Raw genomic sequence first — 2,116 nt, forward strand, 5'->3', positions numbered from 1 at the left:
CTCAGCCAACGACCAGATCACCCCGAAGAGCCACGAAGCGGCTTACGCGCCCGCCATTTCCGCTCCCCTCGCGGAAGCGGCCTAACCGAACCGACACCGTGTTCACCATCGAGGGCCAAGGCCCCTCGGAGGCACGTCGCGCGCTTGACATGTTGCGAGAAGTGGGTGTACGAAGTCGCTAAGAGAATTCCAGGGGGCTACCAGCGCTCAGCGCTGAGAATTCGAACTGCCGCATCGCTCGCTGCGGTACTTCTGGCTGGAGTATTCGTGTTAGGCGGAACCCCAGCCAATGCCACCACTGAAGTCGAGGTCGAGACGCTCAGTTTTCCACTCGTTGCGGTTGCGCTTGATGCTGATGTGGCAGCTGCAAACGGTTACGAACTGCGAGCTGATGACAGCGGACTGCTGTACTCCGTCCCGGTTGGAACTCCGGCCGATGCTCCCTACTCTGGCCCCAAGGCGTCCAGTGGCGGTGAAGCGGTCGTCGCCAACGAGAGCATTTCGCCGTTCGGTTCGGTGGCGGGAAACTGTGGGTCGTCATACATTTATGTGAGCACTGCTAACAAGACGTTCCTCACCGGCTACAGCATTAAGTCGAGCACCTACGGATTGCCAGTCAGCCATACTTGGGAGGTCTTCGTCGACACCGTCTATGGAGCCGGATACTACGATCTGGGAGGATTCCCACCCTGGGGTCAGTCTCAGTGGTCCGCGAGTCGGACAATAGTTGAATCCGGGACACCCCTGTATGCAACCGTCACTCAAGGTACGGTGTTCACCGTATCGGGATGGGTGTGCTACGCCTATGGCCCAGAATGGCCGCCGTGAGGATGAATCCACTGTTGCTCGAGTCGGTCCGGCGCTCATTGCCGCCGTTCGGGGAGTTGCAGGTGCGAATGGCGGCGACGGCGCTTCGTGGGTTGCTCGTTCTCGGCAGGGAGCCGAGCACGTACGAAGCAGTGGGAATCGGGCTGAACGGTCATCGAAGTTCACTGCTTGACGCACCCTCGCCTCGGAGCGGAATCGTCTATCACTGGCATCAAGCGTGTGCCCGACGAGGCATTAGCTGCCAACACCAAATCGTAACGTCGGTAGTGAACTTCAGCATTGAGATGCTTTATGAATTCGCGGTTGAACACTATGTCAACAGTCTCGGGCTGACCCGGCCAGACGCTGTGCGAAGAGCACATGGGAAGGTGTATGTTGAGGCACGCGGATCCGCCTCGGACGCCGTGACGGCTAGCTTTGACGGTGAGCGTATCGGCGGCACATCGATCGTTCTCGGCGACACCAGATACGACGCGTTTGAGTTCGACAGAGCAACGATCGTCTCTTCAGCGCATCGGACGCAACCTTGGACGGAGTACACCGTCACCCACGTTGAAATGAATCCCACCTAGAACATGTCTGACAATGCCTTGATCCAGGCGATGACGGCGTTGAGGACGATGGTGGCGCGGTAGACGGTATCGGGTGGCGATGCCTCGCCGTTGCTTGAGGCGGCAGAGGCGGCATTCGATCGCGTTCCGGCTCTTGTAGTCGGCGGCATCGAGTCCTACCTGTCGCCGCCCGCCGCGCGAACCGCGGCGCTTGCCATGCCACTTCTGGCCGTCGGGTTCTGGGATGACAGCGTCAGCTATCGATGCGACGATCTAGCCGGTGGCGACGCCGTGACGCTGCCGGGCGGGTTCTCCGAGCTCCCGGACGCCGGCGAAGGCGCAGGCGAGACGTTCGTGGTCGGCAACCGCGGCTGAGTGTGATGATGGCGGTTGGAGTCCCGCAGCGGTCTTCCTGACTCAGCGGCTGAGTGCCGCCCCGATAGATTCGGGGAGTCCCGTCGCCGAGTTCGCGTCGCGGCTCCGAGAAACTACAGGTTCAATGGCACGGACCGGCGCAGACGGGTTGCTGGGATTCGGCGCGGTCGACGGGAACCTCCGGATTCTCGACACAGAATCAATGGCGCAGACGACAAAATCACTGTCATCGGACAGCGGCGACATCCTCCGCTTCGCGAGGTCACCATGGACGAGCCCCTCGCTGGGCGACGCGTGCGTCCCGTCATGGCCTGAGACCTCACATCACCGACGTGGCCCTGCCGAGAGACGATCCTCACGGC

Annotated in this window: 1 protein-coding gene; it reads left to right on the forward strand. The window is 61.2% G+C overall.

The window, feature by feature from the left end; all coding sequences use genetic code 11:
• Nucleotides 1–1,595: 1,595 nt before the first annotated feature.
• Nucleotides 1,596–1,754, forward strand: a complete 159-nt coding sequence (locus ACSF8R_RS14565) for a hypothetical protein (protein WP_434812451.1) — start codon at nt 1,596–1,598, stop codon at nt 1,752–1,754.
• The last annotated feature ends 362 nt before the right edge of the window (nt 1,755–2,116 follow it).

This window comes from Microbacterium sp. bgisy189 (genome assembly GCF_965345345.1).
In the GTDB taxonomy this organism is placed as follows: Bacteria; Actinomycetota; Actinomycetes; order Actinomycetales; family Microbacteriaceae; genus Microbacterium.